This is a genomic window from Nocardioides sp. NPDC004968 (assembly GCF_040608935.1).
Lineage (GTDB): Bacteria > Actinomycetota > Actinomycetes > Propionibacteriales > Nocardioidaceae > Nocardioides.
The window spans coordinates 1-16,729 of the sequence record NZ_JBEXJF010000059.1 but is presented as its reverse complement, the minus strand read 5'-3'; the positions used below and the strand labels follow the sequence as shown (position 1 = coordinate 16,729).

Here is a 16,729-nt window from a genome sequence, read left to right as displayed (position 1 = left end):
GTCGACGTTCCCGGCTTCCTGCCGGGCACGGCGCAGGAATATGGCGGGCTGATCAAGCATGGCGCCAAGCTGCTCTACGCCTACTCGGAATGCACCGTGCCGCTGGTCACGATCATCACCCGCAAGGCCTTCGGCGGCGCCTATGACGTGATGGCCTCCAAGCATATCGGCGCCGACGTCAACTACGCCTGGCCGACGGCCCAGATCGCGGTGATGGGCGCCAAGGGCGCGGTCGAGATCATCTTCCGCGGCGGCGACGCCGAGACCATCGCGCGCCAGACCAAGGAATATGAGGACCGCTTCATGTCCCCCTTTGTCGCGGCCGAGCGCGGCTATGTCGACGAGGTCATCATGCCGCACTCGACGCGACGCCGCGTTGCCCGCGCGCTCGCCATGCTCAGGACCAAGAACGTCGAGCGGCCCTGGCGCAAGCACGACAACATTCCGCTGTGAGGGCGCATAAAACCGAAATGGCGTCGGGGGTTGAGGACGAGCGCTTCACCCGGCTTGCCAAGCTGCTGTGGATCGCCAGTGATCACCAAGCAGCGCCACAACAATCCGCCATCCTAATCGATGAGATCTCCCGGCTCCTTTGGGCCGTCAGCGACCTTCATCAACCCTGCGACCCCTCAAGGCAGTGACAGCCATGTTCTCGAAGATTCTGATCGCGAACCGCGGCGAGATCGCCTGCCGGGTCATCAAGACGGCGCGCCGCATGGGCATCAAGACCGTGGCGGTCTATTCGGATGCCGATCGGGACGCGCTGCATGTCGAGATGGCCGATGAAGCCGTGCATATCGGGCCGCCCGCCGCGGCCCAGTCCTATTTGGTGATCGAGAAGATCATCGAGGCCAGCAAGGCGACGGGCGCGCAGGCCGTGCATCCGGGCTATGGCTTCCTCTCGGAGCGCGAGGCCTTCGCCCAGGCGCTGAAGGACAACGGCATCGTCTTCATCGGCCCCAATCCCGGCGCCATCGCCGCGATGGGCGACAAGATCGAATCGAAGAAGGCGGCTGCCGCCGCGAAGGTCTCGACCGTGCCGGGCCATCTCGGGATCATCGAAAGCCCGGACCATGCCGTGACGATCGCCGAGGAGATCGGCTATCCCGTGATGATCAAGGCTTCGGCCGGTGGTGGTGGCAAGGGCATGCGCATCGCCCATTCTTCGGCCGAGGTGGCCGAAGGCTTCGCGCGCGCCAAGTCCGAAGCGGCGTCCTCCTTCGGCGATGACCGCGTCTTCGTCGAGAAGTTCATCGTCGATCCCCGCCATATCGAGATTCAGGTGCTTGGCGACAAGCATGGCAACGTCATCTATCTCGGCGAGCGCGAATGCTCGATCCAGCGCCGCAATCAAAAGGTGGTGGAGGAGGCGCCATCGCCGCTGCTCGACGAGGCAACGCGCCGCAAGATGGGCGAGCAGGCCGTCGCGCTCGCCAAGGCCGTGAACTATGATTCCGCCGGCACGGTCGAGTTCGTCGCCGGGCAGGACAAGTCATTTTATTTCCTCGAGATGAACACGCGTCTCCAGGTAGAACACCCGGTGACCGAGATGATCACCGGCGTCGACCTGGTCGAGGAGATGATTCGCGTCGCCTATGGCGAGAAGCTCAGGCTGACGCAGGCCGACGTGAAGCTGAACGGCTGGGCGGTCGAGAGCCGCGTCTATGCCGAGGATCCGACGCGCAGCTTCCTGCCCTCGACAGGACGGCTGGTCACCTATCGGCCGCCGGCGGAAGGCCCGGACGGCGACGCGACAGTGCGCAACGACACCGGCGTCTTCGAGGGCGGCGAGATCTCGATCTATTACGACCCGATGATCGCCAAGCTCGTGACCCATGCGCCGACGCGTCTCGCTGCGATCGAGGCTCAAGGACGCGCCCTCGATGCCTTCGCGATCGACGGCATCCGCCACAACATCCCGTTCGTCTCGGCGTTGATGCATCATCCGCGCTGGATCGCCGGCAATCTCTCGACCGGCTTCATCGCCGAGGAGTTCCCGGAAGGGTTCGCGCTGCCGGTGCCGCAAGGCGAGGTCGCGCTACGGATGGCTGTGATCGCGATCGCCTGCGACCACAAGCTCAACCAGCGCAAGCGCCATGTCTCGGCGCAGATGGAAGGCTGGCGCAAGATTTCCTTCGAGCGCACGCGCATCGTCGTCCTCGGCGGGGAGCGCTTCGAGGGCGAGGTGAACGAGCAGGGCGAGGCGGTGGTGATCGCCTTCGGCCCGCGCAGCCTGTCGGTCGTCAGTGACTGGCGCCCGGGTGAGCCGGTCTGGCGCGGCACGCTCGACGGCGTCGCAGTCGCGGCGCAGGTGCGCTCGATCCTGAACGGCGTCGCGCTCGGCCATGCCGGGGCCTATGCGAACGCCCATGTCCACACCCCGCTCGAGGCCGAGCTTGCGGCGCTGATGCCGGAGAAGGTCGCGGCCGACACCGGCAAGTTCCTGCTCTGCCCGATGCCCGGCGTGGTCAAGGCGATCTCGGTGAAGGTCGGCCAGGAGGTCAAGGCCGGCGAGGCCCTGTGCATGGTCGAGGCCATGAAGATGGAAAACGTGCTGCGCGCCGAGAAGGACGCCACCATCGCCAAGATCCTGGCGAAGGAGGGCGATTCACTCGCCGTCGATGCCGTGATCATCGAATTCTCCTGAATTAGGAGCCGTCGGCTCACCAACCTGCAAGGACGGTCGCATGGCCCCTCGAATCTCAATCCTGAACGAGGCTCCGCTAGCAGACTCCGAGTCGCAGTCGTCGATTTGGCGCAAAATCGCCATCGCCTTTGGCGGCTCGCTGCTTCTGGCGCTGGCCGCAAGGATCAGCGTACCGATGCTGCCGGTGCCAATGACCATGCAGACCTATGCCGTGCTTCTGCTCGGGCGCTGCTAGGTTGGCGCATGGCCGGGCTTTCGGTGCTGTTCTATCTGGGCGAAGCTGCCCTGGGCTTTCCCGTTCTGGCCAATGGCGCGTCCGGGCTGGTACGTCTGATCGGGCCAACGGGGGGTACCTGCTCGCTTTTCGGTTCGCGGCTATTTCGGTCGGTTGGGCGACGCAACGCGGCTGGACCACCAATAGGTGGTTGGCCTTTGGGGTGATGCTAGCGGGGCATGCCCTGATCCTGATGCTGGGCACAGCCTGGCTCGCCACTGCGTTGGGCTGGGAAAAGGTGTACTCCGTCGGCGCAATGCCGTTCCTCCTCGGTTCCATCGTAAAGAGTGCCCTCGTCGTGGCGAGCCTCGAGGCGTTTGGGCGAGTTCGCCGGCACTCAAGCCGCTGAACACCGATGATCAAGTTTCGGGTCAAAGCTCGAGATGGCCGTGCAGGGTTGAGGCGATGAAACCGGAGCCCGGCTCCGATGAAAACGGAGCCCGGCTAGGCGCGGGGAAGGACATCAGCTTCGCCAAGATTCTGGCGGAGGAGGTTGCATTGTTCATCGGGAACAAGACGCGGCTGAATGAGCAGGGCAAAACCGAATTAGATCAGATTTGTCGGACGCTTCGCCAAGGGAGGGCAGTCAAGCGATGACGGCTACAGAGCGCTTACGGACTGACCCGAGGCACAGCAGATTCCAAGAGTCAGCGCTCGTGGGCCTTGAGATTCGGGGCGGGCGCAGCGCTGTCTTTTTGCAGGACGAGCTCGCATTCGAATGCAGATTGGCGACCCTCAGCGAGAGTCACCTGGAAATCCTCATTCTCACCGCTCAGGGTCATCAGAACAAGCAGATTGCCTGGTTGAGGGGATCGAGCGAGTGGACCATCAAAGCACAGCAACAGGAGATTCTGAGGCGGCTCGGTTTGCGCACTCGAACGCAAGCAGCAGTCCAGTTTGCGGTCTATTGCGAGCGGAGCCGGGAAAAGGCTTAGGAGGGTGGAGCGCCTTGATCTTTCTACGCGACTTATCGGCTGGTTAAAGCCTGACGGTCGCTCATGAACGGGCCCGGCGTATAGAGTGTGCGCCGGGCACTATCTTGATGGCCTTACGGCAGCGCCTTCAGATAACGCACCGGCCGCCCCGGCGCGGCCGCGTTCGCGGCATGGACGATCGCATTCGCGTCGATGCCGAAATGCCGGTAGAGATCGGCGACCGTGCCGGTCTGGCCGAAATGCTCGACGCCGAGCGCCTTCTGCCTGTGGCCATGCACGCTGCCGAGCCAGGCCAAAGTCGCCGGATGGCCGTCCAGCACCGAGACGATGCCGCAATCACGCGAGAGATCGCCGAGCAGCCGCTCGACATGGCTGGTCGCGCGGTGGTTGCCGCGCTGGCGCGCCCGTTCCGCCGCCTGCCAGCCGGCATTGAGCCGGTCTGCCGAGGTGATGGCGAGCAGGCCGACATCGCGCCGGTCCTCGCCCAATAGACCGACCGCCTTGATCGCCTCGGCCGCGACCGCGCCGGTATAGGCGATGACCACGGACGCGTTGGGGCCGGGCTTCCGCAACCAATAGGCGCCGTCGATGATCTCGCTTTCGAGCTCGGGCGTCATCGCCCGCTGCGGCTGCTCGACCTGCAGCGTCGAGAGCCTGAGATAGACCGAGCCGCCGGTCTCGTCGCGCAGCCAGGTGCGCTCGTCGGGATCGCCCTCCCCGTCCTTCTGCACCAATCTCGGTCCCTGGGTGAATCGGCGCGGCCTTTTTGCCAAAGCCTCCATGGCCGACGCCTTCAAGGACGAGCGCATCCCCTCGATGCAGAAATGGGAGTTCTCTCCCAAGGGCCAGCATGTCGAGCTCGGCATCGCCGAGATGAACCTGTTCATCAACCTCTCGGCGCTCGGCCTCTCGCACGCGATCTTCGGCGAGCGGCTGATCCCGAGACGGTGACATCGGGCGCCGTCGTGACGATACGGTCCGCCAGCGGCCCGCCGAGCTTGGCGAGTTCGTCGAGAACCTTGCCGAAGCCCATTTGCGTCGACATCACCGGCTGGATGCCGGCCTCGAGCTTCGCCGGCACCGGCAGCACTGGCGCACTCAGCCGCCTGCGCCCCTGCGCGAAGAACGGCACCTTGTCGAGGAAGGCGCGGATGTCGTTTTCAGGCAGGCCAGGCCCCTCGAACAGATCCCATTCATGGCCCGTGCGGACGGCATTGGCGGCCTTGAAGCCCTCCATCTGCTCCTTGGTCATCAGCCCGGCATGGTTGTCCTTGTGCCCGGCGAGCGGCAGGCCGAAGCCCTTGACGGTATAGGCCAGGAAGCAGACCGGGCGATCATGGTCGATCGCCTCGAAGGCTTCGAGGATCGACGGCAGGTCGTGCCCGCCGAGATTGCACATCAGCTTCGAGAGTTCGGCATCGGAGCGGCTCTCGATCAGTCTGGTGACGGGGCCCTGGTCGCCGAGATCGTCCATCAGACGCTTGCGCCAGGCCGCGCCGCCCTGGAAGGTCAGCGCCGAATAGAGCTGGTTCGGGCAGGAATCGATCCAGGCCTTGAGCCGCTCGCCGCCCTTCTCCCTGAAGGCGGCCTGCTGAAGCCGGCCATATTTCAGCGTCACGACATCTCAGCCGAAATTGCGGAACATCGTCTCGAAGCGGTCGTACAGCCCCTCGCGGATCACGGCATCGAGCGACTGGCGGTTGTCGGGCATCGTTTTGGTTCCAGGCGATCTATTATGTCAGTATCTCGCAAGCGCGCGCTGACTATGAGTCAAGTCTTAGAACTGCGTCTGGCAGGCGGTAAAAGTCGCGTGCCGTTCGCCAGAAGATGTTGTCCTTCTCACCGCCGCTTGCCCCGGACGTAAGCCGCTTCAGGGCGTTCAGACCGATGGCGTAGCTGTAACTTCCCTTGTCGACGGGAAAATTGCTGCCGTACATGCAGCGATTTGCGCCGAAGTCATTCAGGCACGTCTCTACCCAAGGTCGCCACGCCGCAGCCAGTTCGGCCGAGCTTGGAGCGACGCTCTGCTCCTCGAACCCGAAGCCGCCGAGACGCATTCCTAGGCCGCTGAGCTTGACGAAGACGTTGGGGCAGCGGGCGAGCTCCGCGATGCCCTGACGCCACTGCCGGAAGACCTCCTCGCCTCGACCTGCATAGTCGCGGATGCCAACGATCCCGCCGCAGTGATTCAGAACGATCGACGTGTAGGGAAAGGCACGGGCCAAGGCCGTGACTTCGGGAATTTGATGGAAAAACCCCCATGCATCGAAGCTCAGCCCCAAGGGAGCGAGATGGGCAAAGCCGGCCCGGAAGGCGGCCGAGTCTGTCATGTGCCGGAAAGTCGGGTAGGCGGCATTCAACAACGTGGTGTCAGTGTCCCACGACAGGGTCTGTCTGATGCCGCAGAAGCGTCCACCGTTGGCCGTGGTCCCTCCGGCTACCATGATATGGCGTTCCAGTATCCGCTTCACCGCGTCCCCGAGATTGAGATCGGCATATCCGGCGATGCCTGCGCAGACGCGGACATCGCCGTATATTCCACTCGCGCTCATGGCCGCGACGCCGTTGAGGAATTCGGTTTCGCCGACCGGCTGAAGCTCTGCCGGACCATCCGCCCGCAACATCGAGCGCGCCTGCAGATGCACGGTCGCGCGGACGTTGTGTCCGGAATGGACGTCCTTCAGGTAATCATCGAGCAGATATCTGACGCCGGGTCGATCATAGAGGTGATGGTGGGCGTCGATGATCGGCAGGGAGGGCTCGAGAGCCACCTCGCTATGTGTGGCAAGCCATTCCGGCCTCAGTGGCAGGTGGGTCGGCGATGCATTCATGACCGCTGGTCACTTCAATTGCTGAGACGCGAGGCGGTTACGCCGCCATCGACCACAATCTGCGTGGCCGTGATGAAACCGGCTTCATCGCTGGCCAGGAACAGGACCGCGTTAGCGATATCCCAAGCCGAGCCCATGCGCCCCATCGGCACAAGCGCCTTGCGCTTCTCTGCGAAAGCCGCGACATCGGTCGCGCCGACCTGCTTAGCGACGCGGCTGGCAACCAGCGGCGTATCCATCATCCCGACAACGACAGTGTTAACCCGGATGCCCTTCTTCACATAGGCGATGGCGGTCGCTCGAGTGAAGGCCTGTAGCCCGGCCTTCGACGCGGCATAGGCCACATGCACTCGCCCTCCGACTTGGAAGCTCATACTAGCGATGCTCGACACGTTGATGATCGCGCCGCCCTGGCCTTCGGCCTCGAACTGGCGCTCCATGATCGGCAAGACGTGCTTGCAACCGAGGAATGCCGTCTTCAGGTTGAGGTCCATCTGCCCGTCCCACTGCTCTTCAGTTAGAGAGACGGGGTTTCCGGGCACGCTGCCGCCAATGTTGTTCACCAGAATATCAATGCGGCCGAAGCGCTCAAGGCACTTGTCGACAGCCTTCTTGACCTGCTCGCTCGAGGTCATGTCAGCCTGAAATCCGGCCCAGTCCGAATGCCCTTCCTCGCCCATGATCGCGGTGGTACCAGCCAGCGAGTCGGCGTTGTAGTCGGTCCCGAACACCTTGGCGCCCTGCCGGGCCATTAGCGCCGCAGTGGCCCTGCCATTGCCCCAGCCTTCGGCAACGGAACCCGCGCCAGCGATAAAGACCACCTTACCAGTCAGATCCAGCATGTCTGCGTTTCCCATCCCAAAATAGCAGGTTTGATGTCGACGTTAGGAGTATTGCCGGCACGGTTCGACGGTCTGGGTCGCCCAAGTCTTTTTCATGCGAAACAAAGAGCCCGATCGCTCTCAAGCATGCCGAGGCCTTGAAGCGTCGGACGAGTATCTCAGCTCGCCCCTACCTTCGCCGCGCCGCGAGGCTCGAAGGCCCGGCGAACCGGCGCCTTCACTGCTGTGGCGTCTCGCCGTCACTAAGCAGCCGTGTCGCCGAGAGCCCTGGATCAGAGCCCATAGCTTCCCTCGGCAGCGCCTGCCGCTTGCAGGAGCTGCTCCGTGGAAGCGCCGTCCCGCTGATAGGGCCAGACCGTTCCCGAAAGATCGGTCAGGACCGGGCGAGGCACCTCAGGCTCTGTCGCGATGATGCCAGCTTCGCGAGCCTTGATCTGCATCGCGATGTAGTGGGACCAGACACGCCCCTGGGCGAAGCCACCACCGGTGAACCAGAGCCCCTTTTGCGGCGTGGCCTTGTACATGTTGCACATCTCGCCCCCCTGATCCAAACCCCAGACCGGACCGATCTTCTCGACGATCTCGTCCCCGAGCAGCGCGCGGATCACCTTGGAGGGCGCCTGGTAGCCGGTCGCGCAGACCACCAGATCGGCCTTCTCGATGCTGCCATCCTTCATGAGCGCGCCTTCAGGCACGAAGCCCTCGAGATCCCCAGAGTGCAGCAGCCCCACCTCCCCGCTGATCAGCAGATCCGAGCAGCCGACGTTGAGATAGTAGCCGCCATGATTCTTGCGAACCTGCATCTGGTGACCGCCGCCTTCGGGGCCGATGTCCAGCTTGAAGCCCGCATCGTGCAGGCCTGCCAGAAGATCCTTGTCGATGTCGAGCATCCGCACCGTAGCCAGCTGGTAGCCGCGCAACTGCACCGGGAATGTGCTGCTGGTGGCGATCAGGTCGCAGTCATCGATGGAAAGGTTCTCTGTGTAGTAAATCGAGTGGTTGAGGCTCGCAGACGTAACGCTGAAGACGGTGATCGAGCCACGCTGGATCATCTTCACAGTCGCGCCGTGCCCGTGAAGATCCTGCGCGATATCGTGCGCGCTATTGCCGACGCCGAGGATGAGGACGTTCTTGCCCCGCCAGGGCGCGCCACTTCCGAAGTCCCCGGCGTGGAGCACCTTCCCCTTGAAATCGGCGAGGCCAGGGACATCGGGCATATTTGGCTCGCCGACGACACCGTTGGCGAACACGACATGTCGCGGATGGAATACGCGCTCGGAGCCGTCGGCCCGGCGGACGCGGGCATTCCAGACGTCGCGCTCCTTGTCGAACCGACCTTCAACGAACGCCGTGCCCGTCCAGACATTGCATTCCAGCGCAACGGCATAGGCATCGAGCCAGTCGCCGAGCATGTCCTTGGGCAGGTATCGCGGCCAGCTGGTCGGATACGGCATGTACGGCATGTGGTTGAGGTGGATTTCGTTGTGCAGCGCCAGCGCGCCGTAGCGGTTACGCCAAACGTCACCGACCTTGGGAGTACGCTCCACGATGAGCGAATCCACGCCCAGCATGCGCAGACGCGCCGACACCATGAGGCCGTTATGACCGCCACCGACTATTAGCACTGTGGGTTCGCGATCCTCGTAGCGCTGCTCGCGGGCCCGCCGCTCGCCCCAGGATTCTCCGCCGAACACCCGCGCCGTCGCTCCATCGGGACGCAGACCGTCGACCGGCTCCTCGTGGCCGCGGATTTCGCGGAGTGAGGTGCTCATCACCCAGGCCTTTCCAGGCTCCACGGTCGAGAGGCGCAGGACGCCGAGGCAGCGGCCGACGGAGGTTTCGAACTGGATCGTCGACTCGATCACCTCCATGCCAGTCCGCTTTGCGCGGCGAGGCTGCGCGTGCCCTTCGGCAACCTTGAAATCGCGGGCCTGGACGCGGGGCTGCTCGCGCAGCAGCGTCGAAGCGATCGCTTCGCGTGAATCAGACGGGGTCACGGTCCAGGTGAAAGCAAGCAGATCGCGCCAGTGGCAATCTTGCCCAAAGAGCGCTTCGAGCTTCGCGCGGTCGCCACTGATCAGGGCCGCTTCGAAATCCGCCAGCCAGCGCTCGACTTGCTCGAACTCGGTCAGCTCTTCGATGAGAGCGCCGCCGTTGATCCTGGAATGCTGCATCGCTATCGCCACTTTGCTCTGGAAATCGGTTGCACGAAATCGCTGGGTGCGGAGGCCGCCTTGTCCCCAGACCCTATTTGAGGGCTTGGAACTGCGCCTAGACATCTCCGCGGCAACGACAATTGCATTCCGTGCAAAAATGGACGAAGCGCATCTGGCCGACAGCTGAAAGGCTGAGTAGGGAAAGCGTTCTTCTCGGCGCGCGTCGATGACAGACCTGCTCCAGCCTTGCCTCTGCGGTCGCATCTTAGCCCTGGATGCAAGGCTGTTTTCCGAGACGACATATAGCTCGGAGTGTTTTGATCTGTGTCAATCCAACTCTTAAAAGCAAAAACGGGAACGTCGGTGTGGCTCTCCGCGGCGAGCCACCTGCCGCCGATGAATTCCGCGAAATACTCGGAGGAACGACCGAATGAAAATACAGAGTGGACGCGATTTCTGGTCCGGCATACTGTTTATCGTGACAGGGGCAGTTTTCGCCTGGAGCTCTACAATCTATCCGTTCGGAACGTCTGCCCAACCTGGACCGGGGTATTTTCCGTTCGGTCTGGGCCTGCTCCTGGCGCTTATCGGCGTCGTCGTCACCATTGGGTCGTGGAAGATAAAAACGGAAGACGGCGAGCCTATTGGCCGCTGGAGCTGGCGGCCACTTCTCTTAATTAGCGCAGCGGTTGCGGTATTTGGCATAATACTGCAGCCATTTGGCATGATCTTGTCACTTCCAATGCTTGTCGTTGCTACGAGCTGGGCAAGCGATGAGTTCCGCTGGAAGGAAGCCTTGGGAAGCGCTGCCATTCTCACTTTCGGCTGCTGGGCCGTCTTCAGCTGGGCCTTGAAACTCCAATTGCCGCTATGGCCCTCCTTCCTCGGCATCTGAGACGGACATCATGGATCTGATCGCCAACCTTTCGCTCGGACTTTCCGTCGCCTTCACGCCGGAAAACCTGTTCTACGGTTTCATGGGGACGCTGCTCGGAACGCTCATCGGCGTGCTGCCGGGGCTCGGCCCGAGCGCAACGATCGCGATGCTCCTGCCGTCGCTCTACGCGCTGCAGCCGACATCGGCGCTGATCATGCTGGCCGGCATTTATTACGGCGCGCAGTACGGTGGATCGACGACAGCGATCCTGATCAACGTCCCCGGCGAGGCGAGTTCCGTCGTGACGGCCGTCGATGGCCACGCCATGGCGCGTCGCGGTCGCGCTGGACCGGCCCTGGCCGCTGCTGCGCTGGGCTCGTTCTTCGCGGGGTGCGTCGGAACAGTGATCGTAGCCGCATTTGCGCGCCCGCTGGCCGCCGTAGCGATCGAATTCGGAGCAGCCGACTACTTTTCGCTGATGGTGCTCGGCCTGGTCGGAGCCGTCGTCCTGGCATCCGGCTCGCTGCTCAAGGCGATCGCCATGGTCATAGTCGGCCTGATGATGGGTCAGATCACCACCGACGTGATGTCCGCGATCCCGCGCTTCAGTTTGGGCATCCCTCAACTCATGGACGGCTTCAACTTCGTCGTCGTCGCGATGGGCGTCTTCGGCTTCTGCGAAGTCATCGTCAATCTCAGTCGACCGGCCGAGCAGCGCACGGTGGCTACGAAAAGCGTTTCCGGCCTGTGGCTCTCCAAGAAGGACTTCAAGGAGGCGTCGGGCTCCGTGCTGCGCGGCACCGCTCTGGGTTCCCTCCTCGGCGTGCTGCCCGGCGGCGGCCCGGTTCTGGCATCCTTTGCTTCCTACTCGATGGAAAAGAAGATTGCCGGGGCCAGCGGAACGTTTGGACAAGGCGATATCCGGGGCGTTGCCGGCCCGGAAAGCGCCAATAATGCCGGCGCGCAGACGGCCTTCATTCCCATGCTGACGCTGGGGCTCCCCCCCAACGCGTCGATGGCGCTGATGATCGGCATGATGACGGTCATGGGCATCCAGCCCGGGCCGCAGGTAATGACCAACAACCCGCCGCTCTTCTGGGGTCTCATCGTCTCGATGTGGATCGGCAATCTTATGCTGGTGATCCTCAACCTGCCCCTGATCGGCATCTGGATCAGGCTGCTGACCGTGCCTTACCGGCTGCTGTTCCCGGCCATCATCGTGTTCTGCTCGATCGGGCTCTACACCCTGAACAACGACCCCTTCGATGTTTATGCCGGCGCATCTTTCGGGGTCTTCGGATACCTTCTCCACAAGCTAGGATGCGAGCCCGCGCCGCTGCTGCTCGGCTTCATCCTGGGACCGATGATGGAGGAGAACATGCGCCGGGCGCTGCTGCTCTCGCGCGGTGACTGGACGACGTTCATGACCAACCCGATCTCGGCCGCGCTGCTGCTCATCGCGCTGGCGATGATCGTGATGGTGTTGACCCCCTCGATCAAAACGAAGCGCGCGGCGGCATTCCAGGAAGAAGGCTGACCCGCAGCGACCTTTTTGGACAGCGCGGCACGCCGGAAACGGCGCTGCCTGAGCGCAGCCAGAACCCTCCAAGGCCCTCAAGCGGCCTTGGAGGGTTTTTATATGGACACCCGCAAGAACCGCCTGATTTTCGGCATGCTCGGCGCCTTGGCGCCTTTGCGGCATGATGATCGGCGTCAGGCTGCCTGAGGAGCGTCATTTTGGGCTGATTTCAGCGTCGATCCTGGATTTCGGGCAGACTCATCCCATGGCCCTGACGCGTTCATGGAAGATCAGCCGGTCGAAGTTGTAGGCGATGTTGGCCAGGGTGAGTTTCGCCTCGGCGCGAGCCAGGCCGATGGTGCGGATGAACAGGCCGAATCTGTGCTTCTGATGGGCGAAGACGTGCTCGACCGCAGCCCGGATTGCCGACTTGCCGGCATTGGCGCGCGCAACATGCGCCGGCATCGGCCGTCCTGGCGGTTTGCGGCGATGGATGCGGCTGACCAGCATCTTCGCCGCCAGGCTTTTCTCGTTCGTCTGTGAACGGTAGGCGCTGTCGGCCCAGACCTCGGAGGAGGTGTTCTGCGTCGTCACCAGGCGCGGTAGCATCCGCCCATCGGCATGCGCTGCCGAGGTCACCGCGCTCTCCCGAATGAAGCCGAAGCGCCGGTCGATCGCGATATTGGTTTTGTAGCCGAAGACGGGCAAGGCGATCTGCGGCAAGGGTATGCCGTCGGGCCGATACCGGATCTTGCCGCCGATCTTGAGCGTCCAGCGCGCATCGACGTCCTTCTGCGCCGCCTTGCTGGGTTCGTCGGGCCAGATCTCCTGGGCCGTCTTGCCAGCCTTGATCGCCTCCTTCTCCGCCTCCGTGTTCCGCTGCTTGGGTGCTGGAACGAGGGAGGCATCGACGATCTGACCTGACATCGGGATGTAGCCCTCCTTCTGCAATTGCCAGTCGAAGGCCTTCATCACCCGCCGCAGCGTGCCGGTCTCGGTCAGCCTGTTGCGGAAGTGCCGGATCGTATTCTCGTCGGGTGTCGGCCCGCCGAGGTCGAAGCGCAGGAAGCGCATCCAGGACAGACGGTCCCGGATCATGAACTCCATCTTGGCGTCGCTGAGATTGTGCTGCGCCTGAAGGATCAGCGCCTTGAACATCGAGACCGGGTCGAAAGCTGGACGTCCGCCCTTGGCCCCGTCCCCATAGCCAAGGCCCTCGACCAGCCAGCCCCGGAAATACTCAAAATCAATCGTCGCTTCGAGCGTCTCCAGCGGATCGCCGATCGCACTCAATCGCTCCAGATGCTCCGACAACCCGAAAAACGACCGCTGTTCCATCGTCTCACCCGCCTCGTGCGCCGATCAGAGATTGAATCACGAAATCAGCGAAACCGGTAGGTTCTTGCGGGCGTCCATATGGGTGCTTGAGAACGAGCAGGCGTTTCACGCCTGCTCCGGCCCGTCGGTTGCGCAGGCACCCGGCGCGTTGGTTCTGGAACGGGCCCGGCGCGATCTCCTCAGCGATCATCTTGGAGAGTTCGACCTACGCAAGCCAGCCGCCCTCGCGGCGTGCAGCGGCGCGCGGCGCTTTCCTGCGGTGTGGGCACGACTTGGCGAGCGTCGGGCGGTACGGGGAAAAAGTTCGCGCGCCTCCATCCGTGCAGCTAGCCGTCCAAGAAAGCCGGGCTCACACTTTCGGACGGTGGGTTCGCGAGGATAGGGATCTACAAACGAAAAGGGCCACCCACTGGGTAGCCCCCCTCTTCCTGGCAGCTTCGCGCGGGCCGACGCCCGCTGCTATCGCCGTTGGCGAGCCGCGTCCTGCGGCGCTATGCCTAGATGGTGTTTGCCATTCCAGCTTCCCGGATGGCCGAGCCCCACTTCTCTGATTCGACCCGCAAAAACGCCGCGAAATCGTCGCCGGTCAGATCGAGCGTCTCCATGCCCTTCTTCTCGCACAGTTCCCTTACATGCTTGTTGGCCCACACATCACGGAAGGCGCTCTTCAGCGTATCCACGATCGGTGCAGGCGTCTTCGCGGGCAGCCATGCTCCATGCCAGCCGGTGATATCGATGCCCGCGATGCCATTCTCCTGCAATGTCGGGAGGTCGGGCATGTCGGGAAGCCGCTTTGCCGGCGTGGCGGCAATTGCCCTGACGCCCTGAGAGAAGAATGGCTGAGCGCCAGCAACATCGGTCATGAACATGTCGATTTTACCGGAGATGAGATTCGTCATCACGTCGGTATAATTCTTGAATGGAATGTTGAGCAGCTCGACGCCTGCAGCTTTCGCCATCATATGCCCTGCAAGGCGCGTCGTCGCAGAAACGCTCGCATAGGTATACTTGCCTGGCGAGGCCTTGGCCTTGACCATGAGCTCCTGCAGGGTCTTTTCCTTCACGGATGTACCGACGCAAAGGATCAGGCCGAATTTAACCGTCCCGGCGAGCGGGATGAAGTCCTTCTCCGGATCATACGGCAACTGCTTGAACAGGAACGGGTTCATCGACATCGTCGAGAGCGACGTGAACAGGATCGTTTGTCCGTCGGGAGCGGCCGACTTGGCCGCCTGCATTCCGATGACGCCATCGGCGCCGGCACGGTTTTCGACGATGACGTTGGCCTTCAGGACCTCAGCGAGAGCCTGACTGAAGGAGCGCGCGACGACGTCGGTCGTAGCGCCCGGGCTGGACGGCACGAGCGCGCGGATGGGCTTGTTCTTATCCGGATAGCCCTGCGAGAAGGCCAGAGACGGCAGGCCGAACGTGGCGCTGAGCGTCGAGGCCGCGAGGAATGTTCTGCGAGAAAACTGGGAAGTCATCTTGATGGTCTCCTCCGATCGACAGGGCAGCTGCTAAGTCCCCGCCTCGTTTTTTTAGCTTTGGCCAGCGGGCGATCGTAATAATCGGCAAAGCCGTCAACAATGCGCGCTGCCGTCAAGGATTTTTGCAAATTGCGGGAAGGCAGTGACCTGACGTCCGACCTTGGCGCGACGCTGGACGCCGCCACCGGCCGTCCTGATCCAGGTAGGATGCGACGCGCCAGACACACGCGACCGATCCGGACCGTCAGACGGCCGTCTGGTAGCGTTCCTTGACGATGCGCACGACCTCGTCCGGATCTCTCTTCCACCAATCGCGCGCCGAAAAGAGCTCGATTTCTATATAGCCCTCGTAACCGGCGTCCTCCACCATGTGGCGAATGCCGGGAAGGTCGATCAGGCCATCGCCCGGCATGCCGCGATCGAGGCGTAGATCGCAGGTGTCGTGGAGCCAGTCGGCCACGTGGAAATTGATGATGCGTCGTCCGGCGCGCTTGATCTGCGCCGCGAGAGCGGGATCCCACCAGACGGCGTAGGTATCTATCGCGATCCCAAAGACGTCTTCATCGGCAAGCGCGTCGCAAAAATCATTGGCGGTCGCCAATGTGCTGATCAGCGAGCGCGCGCCACATCGCATCGGATGCAAGGTCTCGAGCGCGATCTTGAGTCCCGCGGACCGGGCGTGCGGCGCGATGGCGGCCAGGCGTTCCAGGACACGCTTGCGCGTCGTATCCAGGTTCTTGTCGCGTGGATCGACACCGCCGGTGACAAACATCAGCGAGCCAGCCTTGATGCGAGCGGCCTCGTCGATCGCTCGCCGGAACTCATCCATGGCGCGCACCGCCTCGGCCTCGTCCGGTGTCGTCACGAGCCCGCCTGCACAAAGGCTCGTGACGACCAGCCCCGCATCTTCAAGCCGCTTTGCGCCCTCCGACACGCCGCAATCGGCCAGCTTGTCTCTCAGGACGGCAACCGAGCCGACGCCGTGCTGCACCATGCCGTCGATGAATTGCGGCATCGTCCAGCGCTCCTGGACGGTCGCGTGATGGATGCAGAGCCGGTTGAAGTCGAGCATCGAAGGGTTCCGCGAAGACTGCTTGTGGTCAATGAAGCCGAGAAAATCCCAGCTCGCCTTACCCGACCTGTGCGAGTGCCGGAGCGATCGCGAACGATGCCGCCGTATTGCCTCTGACGTCAGCCAGGGTGACGTTTGGTGCCAGCTCGATCAGCGTCAGCCCGCCGCCATTGGCCTTGTCACAGCTCATGACGCAGAGATCGGTGATGATGAGATCGACGACGCCCGCGCCGGTCAGCGGCAGCGAGCAGCGCTCCAGCACCTTGGATTCGCCCGCCTTGTTGGCGTGATCCATCACGACGATGACCTTCTTGACGCCGGCGACGAGATCCATCGCGCCGCCCATGCCCTTCACCATCTTGCCGGGAATGGTCCAGTTGGCGATGTCGCCATTGGCAGCCACTTCCATGGCACCGAGGATGGTCAGGTCGATATGGCCGCCGCGGATCATCGCGAAGCTGTCGGCCGAGGAGAAGAAGCTGGAACTCGGCAGCGCCGTGATCGTCTGCTTGCCGGCATTGATCAGGTCGGGATCGGCCTCGCCCTCATACGGGAAGGGGCCGATGCCGAGCAGGCCATTCTCCGACTGCAGCGTCACGTCGACGCCATCGGGAATGTAGTTCGCCACCAGCGTGGGGATGCCGATGCCGAGATTGACGTAGAAGCCGTCCTTCAGCTCCTTGGCGGCGCGGGCGGCCACCTCTTCGCGGGTCCAGGCCATTATGCCGCCTCCCTCTTGCGCTCGGTCAGC

At 63.0% G+C, this 16,729-nt stretch carries 16 protein-coding genes and 1 pseudogene; 8 read left to right on the top strand and 9 right to left on the bottom strand.

Annotation, left to right across the window (positions count from 1 at the left end; all coding sequences use genetic code 11):
- The 5 genes and pseudogenes from ABZU72_RS27970 to ABZU72_RS27950 form a co-directional block, all read left to right on the top strand.
- Positions 1-453: carboxyl transferase domain-containing protein (locus ABZU72_RS27970; RefSeq protein WP_355022038.1), on the top strand; the 453-nt coding region annotated here is incomplete at its 5' end.
- Positions 454-646: 193 nt separating this feature from the next.
- The gene (locus ABZU72_RS27965) at positions 647-2,647 is read left to right on the top strand and encodes an acetyl/propionyl/methylcrotonyl-CoA carboxylase subunit alpha (protein ID WP_355022037.1); all 2,001 of its coding nucleotides are present in this window, start codon (positions 647-649) and stop codon (positions 2,645-2,647) included.
- A gap of 40 nt (positions 2,648-2,687) precedes the next feature.
- Positions 2,688-2,882 carry a hypothetical protein gene (locus tag ABZU72_RS27960; protein ID WP_355022036.1) on the top strand — a complete coding sequence of 65 codons (195 nt, stop codon included), beginning with the start codon at positions 2,688-2,690 and terminating at the stop codon, positions 2,880-2,882.
- An 8-nt stretch (positions 2,883-2,890) separates the two neighbouring features.
- Positions 2,891-3,270 (top strand): annotated as a pseudogene (locus ABZU72_RS27955) (biotin transporter BioY).
- A 244-nt stretch (positions 3,271-3,514) separates the two neighbouring features.
- A complete protein-coding gene (locus ABZU72_RS27950) occupies positions 3,515-3,856 on the top strand; it encodes a LuxR C-terminal-related transcriptional regulator (protein ID WP_355022035.1) in 342 nt (113 codons plus the stop codon).
- Between the two features lie 113 nt (positions 3,857-3,969).
- On the opposite strand, the gene ABZU72_RS27945 is transcribed toward ABZU72_RS27950, so the two are convergent.
- Positions 3,970-4,590 (bottom strand): hypothetical protein, encoded by a 621-nt coding sequence (locus ABZU72_RS27945; protein WP_355022034.1) that lies wholly within the window; start codon positions 4,588-4,590, stop codon positions 3,970-3,972.
- 46 nt (positions 4,591-4,636) lie between these two features.
- Here ABZU72_RS27945 and ABZU72_RS27940 point away from each other — a divergent pair, with 46 nt between their 5' ends.
- On the top strand, positions 4,637-4,807 hold the full coding sequence (locus tag ABZU72_RS27940; RefSeq protein ID WP_355022033.1) for a hypothetical protein: 171 nt from the start codon (positions 4,637-4,639) through the stop codon (positions 4,805-4,807).
- On the opposite strand, the gene ABZU72_RS27935 is transcribed toward ABZU72_RS27940, so the two are convergent.
- The 4 genes from ABZU72_RS27935 to ABZU72_RS27920 form a co-directional block, all read right to left on the bottom strand.
- Positions 4,743-5,474, bottom strand: a complete 732-nt coding sequence (locus ABZU72_RS27935; protein WP_355022032.1) for a hypothetical protein — start codon at positions 5,472-5,474, stop codon at positions 4,743-4,745. The genes ABZU72_RS27940 and ABZU72_RS27935 overlap by 65 nt on opposite strands.
- Positions 5,475-5,619: 145 nt before the next feature.
- The gene (locus ABZU72_RS27930) at positions 5,620-6,627 is read right to left on the bottom strand and encodes an amidohydrolase family protein (protein WP_355022031.1); all 1,008 of its coding nucleotides are present in this window, start codon (positions 6,625-6,627) and stop codon (positions 5,620-5,622) included.
- 74 nt (positions 6,628-6,701) lie between these two features.
- Positions 6,702-7,529: an SDR family oxidoreductase gene (locus tag ABZU72_RS27925; RefSeq protein ID WP_355022030.1), complete on the bottom strand. Its 828-nt coding sequence runs from the start codon at positions 7,527-7,529 to the stop codon at positions 6,702-6,704.
- Between the two features lie 272 nt (positions 7,530-7,801).
- On the bottom strand, positions 7,802-9,703 hold the full coding sequence (locus ABZU72_RS27920; protein WP_355022029.1) for an NAD(P)-binding domain-containing protein: 1,902 nt from the start codon (positions 9,701-9,703) through the stop codon (positions 7,802-7,804).
- A gap of 412 nt (positions 9,704-10,115) precedes the next feature.
- On the opposite strand from ABZU72_RS27920, the gene ABZU72_RS27915 reads away from it, so the two are divergent.
- Both ABZU72_RS27915 and ABZU72_RS27910 read left to right on the top strand, forming a co-directional pair.
- Positions 10,116-10,580, top strand: coding sequence for a tripartite tricarboxylate transporter TctB family protein (locus ABZU72_RS27915; protein WP_355022028.1), 465 nt, complete (start codon positions 10,116-10,118; stop codon positions 10,578-10,580).
- Between the two features lie 10 nt (positions 10,581-10,590).
- The gene (locus tag ABZU72_RS27910) at positions 10,591-12,099 is read left to right on the top strand and encodes a tripartite tricarboxylate transporter permease (RefSeq protein ID WP_355022027.1); all 1,509 of its coding nucleotides are present in this window, start codon (positions 10,591-10,593) and stop codon (positions 12,097-12,099) included.
- Positions 12,100-12,339: 240 nt separating this feature from the next.
- On the opposite strand, the gene ABZU72_RS27905 is transcribed toward ABZU72_RS27910, so the two are convergent.
- From ABZU72_RS27905 to ABZU72_RS27890, 4 genes are all read right to left on the bottom strand, one after another.
- Positions 12,340-13,419, bottom strand: a complete 1,080-nt coding sequence (locus ABZU72_RS27905; protein ID WP_355022026.1) for an IS5 family transposase — start codon at positions 13,417-13,419, stop codon at positions 12,340-12,342.
- A 497-nt stretch (positions 13,420-13,916) separates the two neighbouring features.
- Entirely contained in the window at positions 13,917-14,903 is a 987-nt protein-coding gene (locus ABZU72_RS27900) for a tripartite tricarboxylate transporter substrate binding protein (RefSeq protein ID WP_355022025.1), read from the bottom strand.
- A 247-nt stretch (positions 14,904-15,150) separates the two neighbouring features.
- Positions 15,151-15,978 (bottom strand): sugar phosphate isomerase/epimerase family protein, encoded by an 828-nt coding sequence (locus tag ABZU72_RS27895; protein WP_355022024.1) that lies wholly within the window; start codon positions 15,976-15,978, stop codon positions 15,151-15,153.
- Positions 15,979-16,036: 58 nt separating this feature from the next.
- Complete coding sequence (locus ABZU72_RS27890; protein WP_355022039.1) at positions 16,037-16,699, bottom strand: 3-oxoacid CoA-transferase subunit B; 663 nt, start codon at positions 16,697-16,699, stop codon at positions 16,037-16,039.
- Positions 16,700-16,729: the final 30 nt, after the last annotated feature.